The organism is Pontibacter chinhatensis, from assembly GCF_900113285.1.
GTDB classification, from domain to species: domain Bacteria; phylum Bacteroidota; class Bacteroidia; order Cytophagales; family Hymenobacteraceae; genus Pontibacter; species Pontibacter chinhatensis.
Genome location: NZ_FOOT01000005.1, coordinates 234,849 through 253,930, shown reverse-complemented (window position 1 = coordinate 253,930; position 19,082 = coordinate 234,849). Strand labels below are relative to the sequence as shown.

Below are 19,082 nucleotides of genomic sequence, written 5' to 3'. Positions count from 1 at the left end.
GATACTTGATACATGCTACCTGATACGCTTAAACTGAAACTATGAAAAAGCATTACCCATACTGTTTACTGTTTGTAGTGTTTGCCCTGCACTGCGTCCAAAGTATAGCACAGCCTGACACCCGGCAACTGAGCCTGCAGGAGGTGATTGCTTTGGCGCAGGCGCAGTCGGCAGAGGCGCTGCAGGTGGAGACGACCCGGGAAAACAGCTATTGGAAATGGCGCAGCGTGAAATCGGAGTACAGGCCGCAGCTCAGTTTGGAAGGTACGTTGCCCGATTTCAGCCGCACGATTACCCCCGTTACGCAACCAGACGGCACTACGGAGTTTAAACCCGTTTCCATCAACAACACAGATTTGGGCCTGACGCTGAGCCAGGTGATCAGCCCGACCGGCGGCAAGGTGTTCGTGACCTCGCTCATGCAGCGCTTCGACGACTTTGACCGTGACCAGACCCGTTACAACGGCAACCCGGCCATTATCGGGTTGGAGCAACCGCTGTTTGCCTACAACGCCCTGAGCTGGAACAAGAAGATAGAGCCGCTGCGCTACGAGGAGGCCCAGAAGCAGTATGTGGAGGACAGGGAAAGTATAGCCGTGAAAGCCACTGGTTTATACTTTGATTTGCTGCTGGCACAGGCCAATCAAAGTATAGCCGCCAAGAACCTGGCTAACAACGATACGCTATACCAGGTGGCGCAGGAAAAGTATAACCTCGGCCGCCTCTCCAAAAACGACTTGCTGCAGCTGCGCCTGGCGGTCCTCAACTCAGACCTGGCGCTGGCGCAGGCCGACCTGGATGCCCAGACAGCGGCGCTGGCCCTGCGCAACTACCTCGGTCTGAAAGACGACACCCAGTTCAGCCTGCACGTGCCCGAAAGTATACCCGAAACCACCGTGGCAGCCGCAGTAGCCCTGGCCGAGGCAAAGAAAAACCGCAAGGAAAGTATAAACTTCCGGCGCAGGATACTGGAAGCTGAAAGCCTGATAGCCAAAGCCCGCGGTGACAACGGGTTTAACGCCAGCCTGTTTGCCACCTTCGGCCTCACTAACCAGGGTGTTGCCTTCAGCGATATCTATGACCGGCCAGACAACCAGCAGCGCGCCCGCATCGGCTTTACCATGCCCATCCTCGACTGGGGTCGCCAGCGCTCAGTTACTAAGGTGGCGCAGCTGAACCAGAAGCTGGTAGAGTATACCATCAGCCAGGAAGAAACCAACTTTGAGCAGGCTGTGCTGACGCAGGTGAACCAATACAACACCTTGAAAACCCGCATCAGCACCACGGCAGAAGCAGACGCCATTGCCGCCGAACGCTATGAAATCGCCAAGAACACCTTTCTGATCGGCCGCATCAGCATCACAGAACTGAACATCGCCCTGGCAGAGAAAGACCAGGCCCGCCGCGCTTACATCGCCTCGCTCAGCGAGTTCTGGGAAGCACATTATACTTTAAGACAACTGACGCTTTATGATTTCGAGAAACAGGAACCGATTGTGGTGGAGGCGCAGGAGGAGTTATGAGCAGAGGTATATATCCAACCACCCCTACCCCTCCTTGTCTAAGGAGGGGAGCTTTGGGCAGGCGATTGTCATCCCCCTACCCCCTTCGAAGGGGGACTTTGGTTCAAGTTTCAAAGCAGCGGCTATCGAACTTGTTCCCAGTCCTTGGGTTGAGCGCCTCGAGAGGTTCCGGTGACGAGCGTAAGCGAGGCAGCCCGAGGCACGAGGGCAGGAAGCGAAAGCAGCGCGATGCCCTTATCGAGGGCCCCTACCCCCAGGACGAGGCCTCCCGGCCTTGAGGGAGCCAAAGCCAGAGATGAAACGAGCCGCTTGTGGGGCTGGAGGATGAACGGTGGCTAGAAAGGATAGCTTATGTCAAGTTGCGGGAAGCAGGGGCTATGAAAGTATAAACCGAATTATAAATCGCCAAGGATAAAAGTATAGCCGAAGCAAGTATGGCTTTTCAAGCCAGTCAAGTTACAAACTTGACATCATCATAGGACACAAGTCTGAAGACTTGCGCCAGCAATTAGAGATGATAAAACACTGAATCACCATAAAAATCAAAAGACATTATATTTAAAACTATGATCACGCTATCAAACATCGAAAAGGTCTACCAAACCAAGTCTATCGAGACGGTGGCCCTGCAGCACGTGAACCTGCTGGTTCCCAAAGGCGAATTCCTCTCCATCATGGGGCCTTCGGGCTGCGGCAAATCCACGCTGCTCAACATCATGGGCCTGCTGGACGTGCCAACCCAGGGCACCGTGGAAATAGACGGACATACCATCACCAGCTACAAAGACAAGGAACTGGCGCACATCCGCAATGAGAAAATCGGGTTTGTTTTCCAGAGCTACCACCTGGTAAACGACCTGAGCGTGCTTGACAACGTGGAGCTTCCCCTGCTCTACCGCAACGGCATTTCCGCCTCCGAGCGCACCAGACTCGCCAAAACCGCCCTGGAGAAAGTAGGCCTCAGCGCCCGCACCAAACACTACCCCACGCAGCTTTCCGGCGGACAGCGCCAGCGCGTGGCTATTGCCCGCGCTCTTATAGGCCAGCCGCAAATTATACTGGCCGACGAGCCTACCGGTAACCTGGACTCGGTGATGGGTGAGGAAATCATGAACATCCTTCTGGATTTAAACCGGGTGGATGGCACCACCATCGTGATGGTGACGCACGACGAGAACATGGCCCAGAAAACCGAGCGTCTGGTGCGCTTCTTTGACGGGCAGCAGGTGTCTGACGCCAAGGTGTTTGCCAACCTTCAACAAGTATAGCCATGCTGAAGAATTACCTTAAAATAGCCTGGAAGGTGCTCTTGCGACGCAAGTTCTTCACCTTCATCAGCCTCTTCGGCATCAGCTTTACCCTGATGGTGCTGGTGGTAGCCACCTCCCTCTTCGACCATACTTTCGGGCCGCAAATGCCGGAGCGCGAAACGGACAAACTGCTTTTCGTGAACATGATGCGCGAGGAGATACAGGAAGGCCACTCGAGAAGCGGACCGTTGAGCTACCACTTCCTCGATCGCCACGTGCGCACACTGCAAACGCCAGAAAAGGTATCCATCAACTCCATGTTCTTCCAGGTCAACAGCTACATCAACAACCGCAAACTGGCTCTTGATATCAAGTATACCGACCAGGAGTTCTGGGATATCCTCGATTTTAACTTCGTGGAAGGAGCCGCTTTCGGGCAGCAGGACGTGAAAAGCGCTAACCGCGTAGCCGTGATAAACGAAAACACCCGCAAAAGTTACTTTGGAGATGCTCAGGCCCTGGGGCAGTACATAGAAGTAGACCAGGTAAAGTATAAAGTAGTGGGTGTGGTGGAGGATGTGCCCGTGCTGCGCCTGCACTCCTATGCCGATGTGTGGGTGCCCATCTCACTCAAGAGCCAGGACTTTAACAAACCGGGGCTGCACGGTACATACTTCGCCACCATCAAAGCCGCAAAGGCTTCGGATATCCCGCAGATTAAAAAGGAATATGACACGATGATGGCCGAAGTGGAGCGCCAACGCCCTGAAAAAGGGGTTACACTACACTCTTACCCGGATACTTTTCTGGAGAGCGTAACGCGCACTTTCTTAGGCAACGGGAAAGAAACTGGTGTGGGCATCGTGTATGGCCTGCTCGCAGGACTTGCGTTGCTATTCATGCTGCTGCCAGCCATTAACTTGGTAAACATCAACATCAGCCGCATTATGGAGCGCTCCTCAGAAATCGGGGTGCGCAAGGCTTTCGGCGCCTCCTCCTCCACTATCATCGGCCAGTTTCTGGTTGAGAACGTCTTCCTGACGCTGCTGGGCGGTTTACTGGGCTTTGTACTGTCTGCCCTGGTGCTGTGGCTCATTAACGATAGCGGGATTATCGTTTACGCAGACCTGAGCCTGAACCTGCGCATCTTTGGGGTAGGCTTGCTGCTCTGCCTTGTTTTTGGATTGGTTTCCGGGGTATACCCCGCTTTTAAGATGTCACGCTTACAAGCCGTAGAGGCACTGAGAGGAGGTTCAAAATGATACGCCATCTGTTTAAACTGATCTGGAACCGGAAGAAAAGCAACTTCCTGCTGATCACCGAAATTTTCATCTGTTTCCTGGTGCTGTTCGGGGTGCTCAGCCTGATCGTATACAACGTCCGCAACTACAACAAGCCGCTGGGCTTTAAGTACGAGCAAGTGTGGCTGCTGACCATGCGCCCCGAACTCGACTCCACTGCGCTAAACCGCCAATACATGGACCAAGCGCTGCAACTTGTGAAAGGTATGCCGGAGGTAGAGGCTGCGGCGCTTACCAGCAGCAACGCGCCTTTTTCGTTCAGCCAAATGAACAACAACGTCACCTACAATAACAAAACGGTATTGGCTAACATCTTCGAGGTACAAGACGACTTCAAAGACGTGATGCAAATGGAGCTAAGTCAGGGACGTTGGTTTGGTCAGGAAGATGACGCATCACACCACATCCCGATCGTGATTAATGAGATGATGCGCCAGCAACTGTTCGGCGATGAAAGTCCGCTCGGAAAACTGCTCCCACAAAACGACAGCAGCAACTTTCAGGTGGTAGGGGTTGTGGAGCACTTCCGCCCCGCCAGCGAATATACAGCTGAGGAACCAAGCTTTTTCCAGCGCATAATTCCGGCAAAAAATGAGAGAGCGTTCTGGGGCGAAATGCTCATTCGGGTGAAGCCAGGTACAGGCGTGGCCTTTGAGGAGAAGATGATCCGGCAGCTGGGCCAGGTCGCCAAGAACTGGACATTGGAAGTATCGACGCTCGAGAAAATGCGTCAGAATAAGTCCAAGCTCGCTTTGGTGCCCCTTATAGCGCTGGGCCTGGTTTGTGGCTTCCTGATTTTTAACGTGGCGCTGGGTTTGTTTGGCGTGCTGTGGCACAACATCAGCCGCCGCAACAGCGAGATAGGCCTGCGCAGAGCCCTGGGAGCGGCATCTTCTCAGATTTACTGGCAGTTCATCGGCGAAGTGCTGGTGCTGGCCACGTTCGGATTGCTGCTGGGCGTGTTCTTTGCGGTTCAGTTTCCGCTCCTGCAGGTCTTTCAGGTAGAGTCAGAAGTATACTTTATTGCGCTTCTGAGTGCGGTGGGCATCATCTACCTGCTTACCACTATCTGCGCCTTCTACCCCAGCCGACAAGCCGCTAAAATACACCCTGCCATAGCGCTGCATGAGGAGTAAGTTTCTTGTCAGGGGAGGGAGAGTTTTACCGCTCCCCGGCCCTCCCCTAAAAACAGGGGAGGGAGATTTGTAGGACCGGGTCCAACCACCCCTGGCCCCTCCTTAGCTAAGGCAGGGAATTCATACTTGCTACACTCTTGTCATCTCGAGCAGCGAGAGAGAACTGGAGGGAATTCTATTCAGATCTCTCCCGAAGGTCGAGATGACAGCAAGGGCCGCGGCTATAGGACTGCTTCCCAGTTTTTCTGAGAGGCGCCTTGTGAGATCCGGTGCCCGTTAAGGGCAGCCGAAGCGCAGCGGAGGCAGGAGGGAACACAGCGCCGAGCGGGAAAACGAGGCCTCCCGGCCTAGGAGGGCAGAATGCAAGAGATGCAACAACAGGTTGGTGGGAACTAGAGGATGAACGGTGTTTTAAAAGGATAGCTTGGTTCAAGCAGAAGGAAGCAGGAGCTATGGAAGTATAATTCAAAGTATAAAAAGGCACGAGCTACAATCTCGCGCCAGCGAAAGTATAAAGTATAGCTCAAGTATAGCAGTATCGCCAAAGTATAAAAGTATGGCTTTCCAAGCCACTCGGATTGCAAATCCGAGAAAATAGAAAGGCACGGGTTGCAAACCCGCGCCAGCAATGGGGAAGCATAAAGTATAAATCACAGTACAAAGTATACCTGACACATATCTAGAAAATACACAGCAATAAACCAGAAAGAAAAGTATAACCAACACTCACTCTTACCCACTACCTATTTATATCCCAAACCCTTATCTTTATACTTTAAACGCAAACCATGATCCTGATAATAGACGATGACGTAGCCGTGCGCGCTTCGCTGAGCCTGCTGCTCAAGCAGAACGGGTATAAGACCAAAGAGGCGGCCACCCCCAAGGAGGCGCTGCAGCTGGCGGAGCTACATCCATTGGAACTGGCGATCATGGACATGAACTTTTCCATCGACACTACCGGCAACGACGGGCTGAACCTGCTGGGCAAGTTTAAAGGCCTTTACCCGAAGCTCCCGGTTATACTTATCACGGGCTGGGGCTCTATCAGTCTGGCTGTGGAGGGCATGCGTTTGGGCGCGGCAGATTTTATCACCAAGCCCTGGAGCAACGATTACCTGCTGCAGGCGGTGCGGACAGCGCTGAGTTTATCAAAGGAGCCGCAGGAAACAGAAGGTGCCCTCACCCGCAAAAAGCTGGACCAGCAGTACGACTTCGGCAACATCATCGGACAGGATCCGCAGCTGCTGCAGATCCTGAAAAAGATTGGGCAAATCGCACCCACCGATGCCTCGGTGCTGATTGAGGGTGAAAGTGGCACTGGCAAAGAACTGATTGCGGAGGCCATCCACCGCAACAGCCAGCGCAAAAACCAGCCCTTCGTGAAGGTGAACCTGGGTGGCATCTCCTCCACCCTCTTCGAGAGCGAGATGTTTGGCCACAAGCGCGGCGCCTTTACGGACGCTAAGGCCGACCGCGCGGGCCGTTTCGAGCTGGCCAACAAAGGCACTATTTTCCTGGATGAGATCGGAGAGTTGGACCTGGGCAGCCAGGTAAAGCTGCTGCGCGTGCTCCAGGACCGCACCTACGAAGTTCTCGGCGACAGCCGCTCCCGCAAACTCGACATCCGGGTGGTGTGCGCCACGAACAGGGATCTGGCCAAGCTGGTGGAGGAAGGTAAGTTCCGGGAGGATTTATACTATAGAATCAACCTGATAAAGGTAAAACTTCCCGCCCTGCGCGAACGGGAGGGCGATGTGCCCCTGCTGGTGCAGTACTTTGTAAACAACCTAAAGAAGACCTACAACCACCCCGAGCTGGAGGTGAGTTCGCGGGCGCTGCAGTGGCTCCGGGAGCTGCCATTACCCGGCAACATCCGGGAGCTGAAGAACCTGGTGGAGCGCACGGTGCTGGTGGCAGAGCGGGATGTGCTGCAGGCCGAGGATTTTAAGGCGCAGGCACAGCAGAGCCCCGCCAAACCCGGCGACAAAACCCTGCCCGCCGTGGGCACCATGACGCTGGAAGAAATGGAAGCCTCCATGATTCGCAAGTCGATGAGCTTTTACCACAACAATATCAGCAAAGTGGCCCGGGCCTTGGGCCTGAGCCGCGCTGCCCTGTACCGCCGCCTCGACAAGTTCGATATCCCGTATGACCCTGCGGACTAAGTTTATACTTTTTGCCGTGCTCATGCATGGCATCCTGCTGGCGCTGTCGTGGTTTGTGCTGCAACAGAACAAGTTTCTGTTCCTGGGCATGGAGCTGCTGATCATCGTGTCTGCCTACGTAACCTTCCAGCTTTACAGGTCCTTTTTCAAACCCCTGCAACTCATTCGCTCGGGCATAGAGTCGATCCGCGACAAAGACTTTTCGACTAAGTTTATGGCGGTGGGCCAGAAGGACCTGGACGAGCTGGTGAACGTGTACAACCGCATGATAGACCAGCTTAGGCACGAGCGCGTGGCCCAGGCCGAAAAGCACTTTCTGCTCGACAAGCTCATCCAGGCCTCCCCTGCTGGTATTATACTTTTAGGTTTTGATAACCAGGTGGAAAGTATAAACCCGGCGGCAGAGCGCTTTCTGGGACAACCGGCCGCAGCGCTTGCGGGCAAGCACGTCAGCCAGCTGCCCGACGTATGGGCCAGGGAGCTACAGGACCTGAACACGGGGCAGTCCGTCACGTTCCGCATCAACGGCACCTGGACCTACCGCTGCCACCGCGCCCACTTCCTGGACAGGGGCTTTCAGCACTACTTTATACTTATCGAGGAACTTACCGAGGCCATCCTTCAGAACGAGCGGCAGGCCTATGAGAAGGTGATCCGGGTGATGTCGCATGAGGTGAACAACACCACCGGGGCCATCAACTCTATACTTGGCTCACTGGGGTTTTATACTTCCCAGCTGCAGCCAGATGACCGCGAGGACTTTGCCCATGTACTGCAGGTAGCCACCGACCGCAACACCAACCTGAGCCGGTTTATGGCCAATTTTGCCGAGGTGGTGCGCCTGCCGCAACCCAAAAAAGTACCAACCAATGTGCACACGCTGTTGCAGAGCCTGCACCGCCTGCTGCAGCCGGATCTGCAGCGCCGCAACATACAGCTGCAATGGGACTTAGCCAAGGCCCCGCTCATCGTATCGCTGGATGCACAGCAGTTGGAGCAGGTGCTGCTCAATATCTTTAAAAACGCCATGGAGGCCATCGGCTCCGGGGGGGAAATAACCGTTTCGACCAGCATGACACCGCCGCAGCTAAGTATAACAGACTCTGGCGGAGGGATACCGGCGGATGTACAGGCAAACCTGTTTACCCCATTTTATACCACCAAGGCCAACGGCCAGGGTATCGGCCTCACCATGGTGCGCGACATACTCGTCAACCATGGTTTTACCTTCTCCCTTGGCTCTGCCAATGCGCAGCATACCACCTTCACCATCAGGTTCTAACGCGCATCCTCAGTCTAATCTATACTTGCTTGTCTTTTCTATTTCTTCTTTCGACATAAGCTATGTGCAACTGCAGCCGCCGGTATTTATAAATACATAATAGGATTATAAGCATAAAACCAGACCTTCATCTCCCCTTTTGTTGCATTATTGTGCGCAGCAGCTTTATTTTAAAAAGAATGTAACACTATTGCATTTATTTTCGTAGCGCGCCCGTGCATCTTTTGTTCTTTTTTTCTACTTTGGTCTAATTCTTTTAGCCAAGTTTAAATAAGTAATGGAGTACAATATTATCACTGCGCCTGACCTGGAGGGTCTGGCATCGGAAGTGGCAGGTTTTCTGCCACAGGGTTGGAGATTGAAAGGCGGCATTCTGGAGCACGGCGATGGATACGCACAACAGCTCGTGCGCCACACCAAAGACAGATTACGGGTGCAACAGCAGCAGCAGCGCAGGCAACCTGCCAAGCAGCGCCGCACCAAATGGATTGAGTAATATCACCTGATGTAAGCTTACTAACCAAAGTATAAAGAACCCACTTGCAGGGCCAGCCACGGCAGCTCTGCAAGTGGGTTTTTCCGTTTCTGCCCCTCTTTCTCCTCAGGCTCCCCGCCGTCCGGCCTATACTTGCACTATACCAATTCCCAGGTATACCTAAAGCAAGCTTCCTAACAAATATCCAAAAATTTGCACCGTTTAAGAATCCTTTTATGCAAGCAGAAGTATATATGGCAGAACCAAAGTATCGGTACCCCAAAGCGTATATATTAAAATTATCGAAGGCTTACAGATGCAAACCCATTTCGCCACGCTGTAACATCACCCTTAACCCTTTATTATGAGACATATAGTATACTTTCTCCTGCTATTGTTGGGCGTAAGTTCCTGCGTAACAAAGAAAGAACTTGTATACATTCAGAATCCAAACCTAAAGGAAAACGCCCCTACCGACTTCCAGACCCGCTATTCTGCTTATAAGCTGCAGTCAAATGATGTGCTGTCTATTAAAGTGCTGAGCGTGGACCCGGACATGTCCAACCTGTTCAACATCACCAACCCCGTTAACGCGATGGGCATGTCAGAGCCGGCCAGCCTTTACCTGAGCGGCTACGCCATCGATAGCGAGGGCTTTATCAACCTGCCCACCGTGGGCCGGCTGAAGGTGGAGAACCTGACCACCAGCCAGACTCAGGATCTGATACAGAAGAACCTGGACCGCTACATTACCGACGCCACCGTAGTGGTGAAGCTGATCAGCTTTAAGGTGAGTGTGCTGGGCGAGGTGCGCAACCCCGGGTACTTCTACATTTATAACGAGCGGGCAAACCTGCTGGAAGGCCTCAGCCTGGCCGGCGATATGACGCAGGCCGGCAACCGCGACAACGTAAAATTGGTGCGCCAGAAGAATGACGGCTCCTCTGAGGTAGTGCTGTTAGACCTTAAAGACCCTAACCTCGTACAGTCACAATACTATTACCTCATGCCCAACGATGTGCTCTACGTGGAGCCACGCAAGAGACAACTTAAACGAGATAACCTGGTGGTGTTGAATGCTGTGTTCGGAGTAATCTCGACGGGTGCACTATTGTATAATTTGTTTAGATAACGATGAAGAGAAATAAACAGGAGCACGAGATAGATTTAAGGAGTTGGTTTTTCAAGTTCAGGTCAAACTGGTATTGGTTTGCCCTTAGTGCCGTGATAGCGCTTGCGGCGGGGTATGTGTATGTAAAAAGCTCTCCGCGCGTATTTGAGTTTAAGTCCACGCTATTGCTTGGCGACCAACAGACTGGTTCGAAAAAAGCCCAGGAACTGCTGGAGGTACTGGATGTGCAGAGCAGAGGCATTAAAGTAGAGGATGAGATTGGCCTCCTGCAGTCTGCTGAAATGGTAAAGCAGGCCCTGCAAAAGCTGGACTTTACCGTTGCCTATTACCGCGTTACCGACCATTGGCTGAATAAAGTTTCGGACCTGGTGGTAGAGGAGCAGTATAAATCGGCCCCGTATGAAGTGGATTTAGACACCTCCTCCATACAGCTGGTAGATGTTCCGATTTCGGTGCGCATACTGGATGAGCAAACGTATGAGCTGTCGATAGAAGCAGAAAACGTGCCCCGCTACGACTTCCGTTCCCATGCCCGGGTAGGCTCCCTGCCTATCGTGAGCTTTAAGAAAACGCTGCACTTCGGCGAGCCTTACACTGACGACAATATAAGCCTGACGCTTTACCGCAGCGACATGAAGGACATCGAGCCGGCAAAGAAGCATTACTTTGTTATAAATAGCCTCGAAAGCCTTGTGAAGCAACACCAGGCATCGCTGGGCATCTCCCCCTTGGACAGGGAGGCACGCGTGCTGGTGCTGGGCAGCAAGGGAAGTATACCGGACAAGCAGGTGGCCTTCCTGAACACGCTGATGGCCGAGTATGTAGCCAACGACCTGAAGGACAAGAACCAAAACGGCATGAAAACGCTCGAGTTTATCGATAGCCAGCTGGCTACGCTGTCGGACTCGCTGCGCCAGAGCAAGCAGGCCCTTTCCTCCTTCCGGTCCAACAACCGCATCGCCAACATCAACGTGCAGTCTAACCTGAACTACGAGAAGCTCTCGCAGCTGGAGGCTGAACGCGCGCGCCTGAATACGGACAAAACATACTACGAGAACATCCTGGACCAGATCCGTAATGGAAATGGCATTGCACAGTCGGTATCGCCTACGGTGGGCGGCATCCAAAGCCCAATCCTGAACAACTTGTTTTTGCAACTGGCTGAGCTGAATCAGAAAAAGGCAGGCTACAGAACCACCGCTACGGAGGAGAACCCGATGCTGCGCAAGATTGAGGGCGAAATTGCCAACACCCGCAGCGCCATCGAGGCCAACCTGCAGAACCTGGTGGAGTCGGCTGACATCTCCATTGCCAATGTGAGCGAGCGCATCAACAAAATTGAAGGAACGCTGGCCTCGCTGCCGGAGAATGAGCGCAAGCTGATGGATCTGCAAAGCCAGTCTGAGTTCATCGACAAAAAGTATGACTTCCTGCTGGAGAAGCGTGCCGAGGCGGCTATTGCCCTGGCTACCAACACCACCGACAAGAAAATCATAGACAAGGCCTCGATGGTGGGCAGCGCCCCGGTGAACGTGAAGCCTAAAATGATCTACCTGCTGGCCCTGATTATCGGGTTGGCCATACCTGCCGGTGTGATTGTGCTGCTGTCTAACGTGGATAACACCATCCAGGGCAAAAACGATCTGAGCAACCTAACCAAGATTCCGTTCCTGGGCGTGGTGGCGCATGGCTCCAAGTCAGACAAGCTGGCCGTGATGAACAACCAGCGCTCTGCCATTGCCGAGTCGTTCCGCTCCATCCGGATAAACCTGCAGTACCTGATGGCCGATCAGAATTTCAAGGTGATAGGCGTCACTTCGTCTATCTCCGGCGAGGGCAAGACCTTCTGCTCGGTAAACCTGAGCTCTGAGATGGCCATGTCGGGCAAGCGCGTGGTACTCATTGAGTCGGATATGCGCAAGCCAACGTTCAGCAAGTATTTCCCGGTGGCAGAGTCAGTAGGCCTGTCGTCTTACCTCACGCAGGGCCATGCGCTGGACGAGGTAGTGCAGAAGACATACATGGAGAACCTGGACATCATTCCGTGCGGCCCGATTCCGGACAATGCCCTTCACCTGCTGGAGTTGCCGAGAATGCAGCAATTGCTGAGTGAGCTGAAGGAGCGCTACGATTATATTGTAATTGACACGCCGCCGATTGGGTATGTATCGGAGTACTTTGTGCTGATGCGCCACATGGACGTGAACCTGTACGTGGTGAAGCACAAGTATACAAACAAGGATCTGCTGGCCGATATCAACGAGCTGTACAGCACCGGGAGGGTCAAGAATATCTACATGATCATGAACGACCTGAACTATAACAAAACCTACGAGTACGGCTATAAAAAGAAGGCCAAATACTATTACGCCTAGAGCCTCGGGCAAGGAAATACCAGCGGGTGCAGCCAACGTATGGCTGCACCTTGTCTGTTACCTAATTACGTTTTTTTAAGATGAGTAAAAATTTAGCTTCTAAAGCCGTCAGCGGACTGAAGTGGGGCACCGTGTCTACCATAGCCAACGCAGTCATGCAGATTGGTTATACTTCGGCCATGGCCCGCCTGCTGGCTCCGGAGGCTTTCGGTTTGGTGGCTATTGCCGGAGTTGTTATCCGTTTCGGGAGCTACTTTGCCAACATGGGCCTGACCAAGGCCATTGTGCAAAAGGAGGACCTGGAGCCCCAGCACATCCGGGCTGCCTTCACGGCATCTGCAGGACTTGGGCTGCTTTTCACCATCCTTACCGTTCTGCTGGCCCCTCTCGCCGCCGACTTCTTTGAGAACCCCGATGTAACGCCTATTGTGCAGGTCATGTCGCTGGCTTTCCTGATCAGCGGTTTGTCGATTACGTCGGTCAGTATGCTCGAGCGCGAGATGCGGTTCAAGCTTGTCAGCATTATTGAGATGGTGGCCTACGTGCTCTCCTATCTGGTGGCGGGCATTGTGCTGGCTGCGCTCGGCTTTGGGGTGTGGAGTTTGATTATTGCCACTCTGCTGCAGATGGCGCTCTCGGCAATCGGGGCCTATGTTGCCGTGCGGCACAGCGTGCTGCCGCAGTTTCGGCTGGAGCCCTACAAGCCGCTGTTCAGCTACGGCAGCCGCATGTCGTTCATCAGCTTTCTGGAGTTCCTGAGCCAGGAGTTTGGCACCATCCTTATCGGCCGTGTGTTGGGCTCGCATAAACTCGGTATTTACAACCGCGCTTACATGCTGGTGAACCTGCCCATGTACATGCTCACACGCACTTTTAGCAAGGTAGTGTTTCCGAGCTTCAGCAAAATCCAGAATGACACCGAAAAGCTTGGCCGCATTTACCTGTCAAGTATCACCTTGCTGGCTGCCATCGTGCTTCCGGCCTGTATGGGCATAGCCGTGGCGGCCCCTGAGTTGGTGCGCATTGTGCTGGGCGAGCAGTGGGGCGAGTCGGTGCCGGTGCTGCAGGTACTAAGCCTGGCTATTTCCCTGAGCTTCATCACCATGTTTGCGGGCATCGTGTGCGATGCCAAGGCTATCCTAAACCAGAAGATCATCCTCAACATTGTATTTATACTTGTGATTGGTGTCCTGTTTTACCTGCTGCGTGCGTATGGGCTGGTAGGCTTTGCCTTTGCCGTGCTTATCGGGGAGACAGTGCGTATGGCTTTGTACCAGCGTGTGATGCACCTGGTGCTCGAGCTGTCGTACCGCCAGCAGCTGTCCATTTACCTGCCGGGCATGCTGAATGGCATCCTGGTGGCCGTGGGGCTATACTTTGTGAGCTCGTTGTTGCGCACAGCCGATATGCCGGCAGGCATCATCTTCGCTGCACAAGCCGTAACAGGAGCTGTGCTACTGGCAGTGCTCACGCTGCTTTTCCCGCACCCGCTGTTGCGCGCCGAGCTGCAGATGATCCTCGACCGGTTTGGCCTGAACGGCGGCGGCGACAGCCCGGTGGGCCGTATGGTGCAGAAGTACAGGACATTCATATTAAAAGAAGCTTAACCAGAACAATCGCCGGTTGAGGCGATACAACCTGAAGAAAACCATGACGATAGGAGTTTGCGCCCCTGTGGATATAAAGATGCTGGATTGGGAGTTGGCGGGGTCGGATTTACCTGAAACCCACGCTGTGCCGCTGAGTACCTATTTTGTGAATGGGTTGCTGGCGCGCGGCTTTAAGGTGATTGTGTATACTAACTCCCCCGACATTGCCGAACCCAAAGTATACCAGACTGAGCAACTGACCGTGTGCGTTGGCCGCATGAAGCCGCAGCCGGGCCGCCGCTTTTTCTGGTTCGAGATCAACGACATGGCCCGGCTGATAAAGCAGCACCCTGCCGATTTCATCAGTGCCTTCTGGTCTTATGAGTATGCCTGGGCCGCACAGAAGTCGGGTATACCGATGGTGGTGAGTCTGCACGATGTGGCCCTGCAAATCCTGCTCAACCACAAGGACATGTTCCGGCTGGTGCGCTGGGCCATGAACTACGTGGTAGTAACCCGAGCCTCGCACCTGATTGCCAACTCCGACTATACGTATCACATGCTCGACCGCAGCACCCGCCGCAAGTCACGCGTGATCAACAACTTCTTCTCTCCGGACCTGGAGCAAATGCTCAGCCCCGATATTGAGAAGGGGGACTACATTGTGTCGGTGCTGATGGGTTTCTCGTACCGGAAAAATGCCGAGACGGCCCTGAAAGCTTTCGCACAAGTACGCCAAAAGCACCCTGAGCTGGAGTATCACCTGGTGGGGGCAGAGATGGAGGAGAACGGGCTGGCACACCAGTATGCACTGCAAAACGGCCTGGCCGAGGGCGTCAGGTTTTTGGGGCAGCTGCCTTTTAAAGAGGTAATGGACCAGATAGCCGGCGCCAAAGCCCTGCTGCACCCTGCCCGCGAGGAGTCGTTTGGGATGGTGCTGCTGGAGGCCATGGTTGCCCGTACTGCCGTGATTGGCGGGGAAAAGAGCGGCTACGTGCCTACCCTGCTGGATAAGGGTAACACCGGCCTGCTTTGTGATGTGGAGTCGCCGGAGTCTATTGCCGGGGCTGTGCTGCAGTTGGTGGAAGACGACACGCTGCGGGCCAGGCTGGAAGAGAAAGGCTATACTTTTGCGCAGGAGAATTACTCTGCCGACGCCATCATCCAGCAGCACCTCGACTACTACGCCACCATACTTGGCAAACCGCTCGTACCCACCATGGCTGGCTCCGGCACAAAAGCAACGGCAGCCTGGTCGAACTAAACTAGCGATCGCACCATGAAGATAAATTATACTTTTCTATTCAGCATCCCCCTGGTCCTCATCCTGCTCATGGACCACCTGTTCATCGAGCTGCTCTCGCCTAATAATGAGGACAGGCAGGGCATGATCCTGAGCATGATGATCAAGGGGATGGCGGCCCTCTCGCTGGGCTACGGCGTACTCTTCTTTAAGCGGATGTCGAAGCACATGAAGCTGGCCTTCGGCCTGCTGGTGGTCTATATCGCCGCGCTTGTGTTTGAGTCGAAGTATGTGTACGGCACCTTTATGGTGTACCCGCACGTGTTCATGAAAGTGTTCATCTTCACTTACGCCTACTTTGTTTATACTTACTACAAAGGCAATTACCACATCCAGATGAAGCATGTGTCCTGGTTTATACTAGGCGGCTTCCTGCTGAACGTGTTGCTGGTGAACTCGCATACCCTGAGCATATCATCCTTTACCAACCACGAGCGCGGCGTGTACTCTAACTCAGTGTACATGCTCACCGTGCCTTTTTTATACTTTCTGAGCAACTACTTCTACCACAGCAAGTTCAAGGACCTGTTCATGGCTTTCTTCGTGCTGTTTCTGATCTTCTTTTTCCAGCACCGCACCGTCTGGATCACGACGGCCTTTGTACTGGCCGTATACTACCTGCTGATCCGGTTTAAGACCGACAAGCCCATCAACTTTGTGGCCAAGCTGTTGCCCATCGGCACGGTGGTGGGCGTGCTGGCGCTTTTTGCCAGCGGGTTTATACTTTCCATCCACCCCGAGATTGTAGACAAGATACAGGAGAGCTTCTCCGACATTGAGAACTATGACAAGCAGGGCACCGGCGGCTGGCGCTACCAGCAAATCATGTCGTACGTGCCCTTTATCCAGGATAACTTCATGCTCGGCATGCGCTTCGAGGGCTTCGAGCTGCCTATCCAGTTCTACCGAGACGACCTGAACGCCCCTGTGTTTGAGGACGGCAACGGGCACCACTTCCACAGCTTTTACGTAGAGGTGCTGTTCTATACCGGTTTGGTCGGATTTATACTTTTCCTGCTCTTCTACCTTTACCCCATCGTCATGACTTTCCGCCGCCGGGTGCTCACCATCAACCAGATTATACTTGTCGCTTTCATTTCCAGCGGCTTTGTGTTCGGTATTTCCTATGTGCTGCCGGTGTTTTTCTATGGTGTGGTTGGCTGGGCCATTGCCGCCATGGAGGAAGAGAGGGTGACGTATAAGACACGTATACAGGAATCTGGCATGCGCATGAGGGCGCGCCGGGAAAGCCTACAAAAAACACTGCATTCTGTTTAAATCTTACATAACCTCTACAACAGAATAGCAGTACATGCATATACCAAAACCCTTACACTTGTATGAGTACCGCTATACCGCAAGAACCGCTGCACACTCCGGTGTTGCTAATCATATTTAACAGAGCCCATACCACCCAGAAAGTATTTGACCGCATCCGGCAGGTAAAGCCCACAAAGCTTTACGTAGCCGCCGATGGCGCCCGCCCACACGTGGCCACCGATGCTGAGCGCTGCGCCGAGACCCGCCGCATCGTGGAGCAGGTGGATTGGGAGTGCGAGGTGAAGACGCTGTTCCAGGAGCAGAACCTGGGCTGCGGCGTGGCCCCCTCCCGCGCCATCTCATGGCTCTTTGAGCACGAGGAGACCGGCATCATCCTGGAGGACGACTGCATCCCGTCCAAAAGCTTTTTCTGGTTTTGCCAGGAACTGCTGGAGAAGTATAAACACGATACCCGCGTGATGCATATCAGCGGGAACAACTACCTGGATGGCTGGCGCCGCGACTCGGACTACTCCTACTACTTCTCCGACAAGGTGAACAGCTGGGGCTGGGCCACCTGGCGCCGCGCCTGGCAGCTCTACGACTTCCACCTGGGGACTTTCCCGGAGCTAAAGCGCAAAGGATACCTCAACGGTATCTTCCTCAACAAGCTGGAGGAAAAGTATAGGCTGAGCAAGCTGGAGGAGACCTTTGAGAACATCCAGAAAGGCGACGTGTGGGACTACCAGTGGGAGTTTACCGTGTACAGCAACTCGGGCCTGTGCATTGTGCCGGAGGTAAACCTGGTGCGCAACATCGGCTTCGGAGAGGATGCCACCCATACCTTTAACCTGCACGACAAGAAGGCCAAAGTATACGAGGAGGAAATTGCCTTCCCGCTGCGCCACCCCAAGTTCGTTATCCGCGATGTGGAGTCGGACCGGCGCAACTTTAACAAAATGATGCGCGACAAAGCAAGCGCCAAACTGAAAGCTATGTTTAGCTTTAGTCTTTAGTAGAGTTTATGAAGTTACTTTTATCTGCATATGCCTGTGAGCCAAACCGGGGCACCGAACTGGGCAACGGCTGGAATTGGGCGCTTAACACCGCCAGGCTCGGCCACGAGGTATGGTGCCTGACCACTGTGGAGGGCAGGGAAAGTATAGAGCGGGAGGTAGAGCGTTTGGCACTGCCCAACCTGCACATCGTTTTTGTAGAGCTTCCGGCCTGGGTAGACAAGCTGTTTGAGTACCACCTGGGCTTTTACCCGCACTACATGTACTGGCAGCACCGCGCTTACCTGAAGGCAAAGGAACTGGACGAGAAGGTTAACTTCGACCTGGTGCACCACGTCACCATCGGCAGCCTGCAGATGGGCACTGCCCTGTGGCGCTTGAACAAACCACTTATTTTCGGCCCGACCGGTGGCGGGCAGGAAGCACCGAGGGCACTGAAAAAGTACTTCTACAGCGGTTGGAAAACCGAGGTGATGCGCAAGGTTATCAGCGAAGCACTGCTGGCCTTTAACCCCAATGCCCGCAAAGCCATGCGCCACGCCTCGCTGGTGCTCACCACTAACCAGGATACCTACGACATGGCCCAGCGCATCGGAGCGCTCAACCCGAAAATGTTCCTGGACACCAGCCTTCCGGAGGACTTCTATCCGGAAGCCTACCCCGAGCGCATCCCTGATGAAACGCTGCGGATTCTGTGGGTTGGCCGTTTGTTTCCGCGCAAAGGACTGCCGCTGGTGCTGGATGCCCTGAGCAAGGTGCGTCCTGACTTAAAATATGAACTGACGATACTGGGCGATGGCCAGATGCGTGACTACATGCCGCGCTGGATAGAAGAGTATAAACTACAGGGCAAGGTGAACTGGAAAGGCCAGGTGCCCTGGGATGAGGTGAAACGCGCCTATACCCACAACGACCTCTTCCTGTTCTGCAGCCTGCGTGACTCCAGTGCCGCGCAGTTCCTGGAGGCCATGGCCTACGGCCTGCCCATCATCACCCTGGATTTGCACGGTGCCAAAAATCTGGTGCCTGACGACGCGGGGATTAAAGTGCCGGTGAGCACGGCTGATGAAACCGTAAAAGCCATAGCCGCCGCCGTGGAGAAGTTATACGACCAACCCCTGCTGCGCCGCAAGATGGGCATGAACGGCTATAAATTCTCCAAATCCCAAACCTGGACCGTGAAGACACAACACATCAACGACTTTTACAGTAAGTATACCCAGGCGCAGCCTGCCGAACTAACCGTTCAACCATAAATTAGCCCTTTTTAGA

General features: G+C 53.8%; 14 protein-coding genes. All 14 read left to right on the top strand.

Features of this window, described 5'->3' with window-relative positions:
- Positions 1-41 precede the first annotated feature (41 nt).
- The 14 genes from BM040_RS15450 to BM040_RS15380 all read left to right on the top strand — a co-directional run bounded on the left by BM040_RS15450 (position 42) and on the right by BM040_RS15380 (position 19,066).
- A complete protein-coding gene (locus BM040_RS15450) occupies positions 42-1,523 on the top strand; it encodes a TolC family protein (RefSeq protein WP_092103409.1) in 1,482 nt (493 codons plus the stop codon).
- A 566-nt stretch (positions 1,524-2,089) separates the two neighbouring features.
- On the top strand, positions 2,090-2,791 hold the full coding sequence (locus BM040_RS15445) for an ABC transporter ATP-binding protein (RefSeq protein WP_092103407.1): 702 nt from the start codon (positions 2,090-2,092) through the stop codon (positions 2,789-2,791).
- A gap of 2 nt (positions 2,792-2,793) precedes the next feature.
- A complete protein-coding gene (locus tag BM040_RS15440; RefSeq protein ID WP_092103405.1) occupies positions 2,794-4,035 on the top strand; it encodes an ABC transporter permease in 1,242 nt (413 codons plus the stop codon).
- Complete coding sequence (locus BM040_RS15435) at positions 4,032-5,210, top strand: ABC transporter permease (protein WP_092103403.1); 1,179 nt, start codon at positions 4,032-4,034, stop codon at positions 5,208-5,210. The genes BM040_RS15440 and BM040_RS15435 overlap by 4 nt, the downstream gene beginning before the upstream one ends.
- Before the next feature lie 788 nt (positions 5,211-5,998).
- Positions 5,999-7,378, top strand: a complete 1,380-nt coding sequence (locus BM040_RS15430) for a sigma-54-dependent transcriptional regulator (protein WP_092103400.1) — start codon at positions 5,999-6,001, stop codon at positions 7,376-7,378.
- Positions 7,362-8,660, top strand: coding sequence for a sensor histidine kinase (locus tag BM040_RS15425; RefSeq protein ID WP_092103398.1), 1,299 nt, complete (start codon positions 7,362-7,364; stop codon positions 8,658-8,660). The genes BM040_RS15430 and BM040_RS15425 overlap by 17 nt, the downstream gene beginning before the upstream one ends.
- A 277-nt stretch (positions 8,661-8,937) precedes the next feature.
- The gene (locus tag BM040_RS15420; protein ID WP_092103396.1) at positions 8,938-9,156 is read left to right on the top strand and encodes a DUF1737 domain-containing protein; all 219 of its coding nucleotides are present in this window, start codon (positions 8,938-8,940) and stop codon (positions 9,154-9,156) included.
- A gap of 343 nt (positions 9,157-9,499) precedes the next feature.
- Positions 9,500-10,267 (top strand): polysaccharide biosynthesis/export family protein, encoded by a 768-nt coding sequence (locus BM040_RS15410; RefSeq protein ID WP_092103391.1) that lies wholly within the window; start codon positions 9,500-9,502, stop codon positions 10,265-10,267.
- Between the two features lie 2 nt (positions 10,268-10,269).
- Positions 10,270-12,642: a GumC family protein gene (locus BM040_RS15405; protein WP_092103389.1), complete on the top strand. Its 2,373-nt coding sequence runs from the start codon at positions 10,270-10,272 to the stop codon at positions 12,640-12,642.
- 80 nt (positions 12,643-12,722) lie between these two features.
- Complete coding sequence (locus tag BM040_RS15400) at positions 12,723-14,249, top strand: lipopolysaccharide biosynthesis protein (protein WP_092103387.1); 1,527 nt, start codon at positions 12,723-12,725, stop codon at positions 14,247-14,249.
- Positions 14,250-14,292: 43 nt separating this feature from the next.
- Entirely contained in the window at positions 14,293-15,495 is a 1,203-nt protein-coding gene (locus BM040_RS15395) for a glycosyltransferase family 4 protein (protein WP_139217821.1), read from the top strand.
- A 15-nt stretch (positions 15,496-15,510) separates the two neighbouring features.
- Positions 15,511-16,812, top strand: a complete 1,302-nt coding sequence (locus BM040_RS15390; RefSeq protein WP_092103382.1) for an O-antigen ligase family protein — start codon at positions 15,511-15,513, stop codon at positions 16,810-16,812.
- A 62-nt stretch (positions 16,813-16,874) separates the two neighbouring features.
- Positions 16,875-17,810 (top strand): nucleotide-diphospho-sugar transferase, encoded by a 936-nt coding sequence (locus tag BM040_RS15385; protein ID WP_092103380.1) that lies wholly within the window; start codon positions 16,875-16,877, stop codon positions 17,808-17,810.
- Between the two features lie 8 nt (positions 17,811-17,818).
- Positions 17,819-19,066: a glycosyltransferase family 4 protein gene (locus BM040_RS15380; protein ID WP_092103378.1), complete on the top strand. Its 1,248-nt coding sequence runs from the start codon at positions 17,819-17,821 to the stop codon at positions 19,064-19,066.
- Positions 19,067-19,082 lie beyond the last annotated feature (16 nt).

Excerpts from the sequence above, each read along its gene's own strand:
- BM040_RS15410 (WP_092103391.1), top strand. The coding sequence starts at position 9,500 with ATGAGACATATAGTATACTTTCTCCTGCTATTGTTGGGCGTAAGTTCC.
- BM040_RS15385 (WP_092103380.1), top strand. The coding sequence starts at position 16,875 with ATGAGTACCGCTATACCGCAAGAACCGCTGCACACTCCGGTGTTGCTA.
- BM040_RS15450 (WP_092103409.1), top strand. The coding sequence starts at position 42 with ATGAAAAAGCATTACCCATACTGTTTACTGTTTGTAGTGTTTGCCCTG.
- BM040_RS15445 (WP_092103407.1), top strand. The coding sequence starts at position 2,090 with ATGATCACGCTATCAAACATCGAAAAGGTCTACCAAACCAAGTCTATC.
- BM040_RS15430 (WP_092103400.1), top strand. The coding sequence starts at position 5,999 with ATGATCCTGATAATAGACGATGACGTAGCCGTGCGCGCTTCGCTGAGC.
- BM040_RS15380 (WP_092103378.1), top strand. The coding sequence starts at position 17,819 with ATGAAGTTACTTTTATCTGCATATGCCTGTGAGCCAAACCGGGGCACC.
- BM040_RS15425 (WP_092103398.1), top strand. The coding sequence starts at position 7,362 with ATGACCCTGCGGACTAAGTTTATACTTTTTGCCGTGCTCATGCATGGC.
- BM040_RS15440 (WP_092103405.1), top strand. The coding sequence starts at position 2,794 with ATGCTGAAGAATTACCTTAAAATAGCCTGGAAGGTGCTCTTGCGACGC.
- BM040_RS15405 (WP_092103389.1), top strand. The coding sequence starts at position 10,270 with ATGAAGAGAAATAAACAGGAGCACGAGATAGATTTAAGGAGTTGGTTT.
- BM040_RS15420 (WP_092103396.1), top strand. The coding sequence starts at position 8,938 with ATGGAGTACAATATTATCACTGCGCCTGACCTGGAGGGTCTGGCATCG.
- BM040_RS15400 (WP_092103387.1), top strand. The coding sequence starts at position 12,723 with ATGAGTAAAAATTTAGCTTCTAAAGCCGTCAGCGGACTGAAGTGGGGC.
- BM040_RS15395 (WP_139217821.1), top strand. The coding sequence starts at position 14,293 with ATGACGATAGGAGTTTGCGCCCCTGTGGATATAAAGATGCTGGATTGG.
- BM040_RS15435 (WP_092103403.1), top strand. The coding sequence starts at position 4,032 with ATGATACGCCATCTGTTTAAACTGATCTGGAACCGGAAGAAAAGCAAC.
- BM040_RS15390 (WP_092103382.1), top strand. The coding sequence starts at position 15,511 with ATGAAGATAAATTATACTTTTCTATTCAGCATCCCCCTGGTCCTCATC.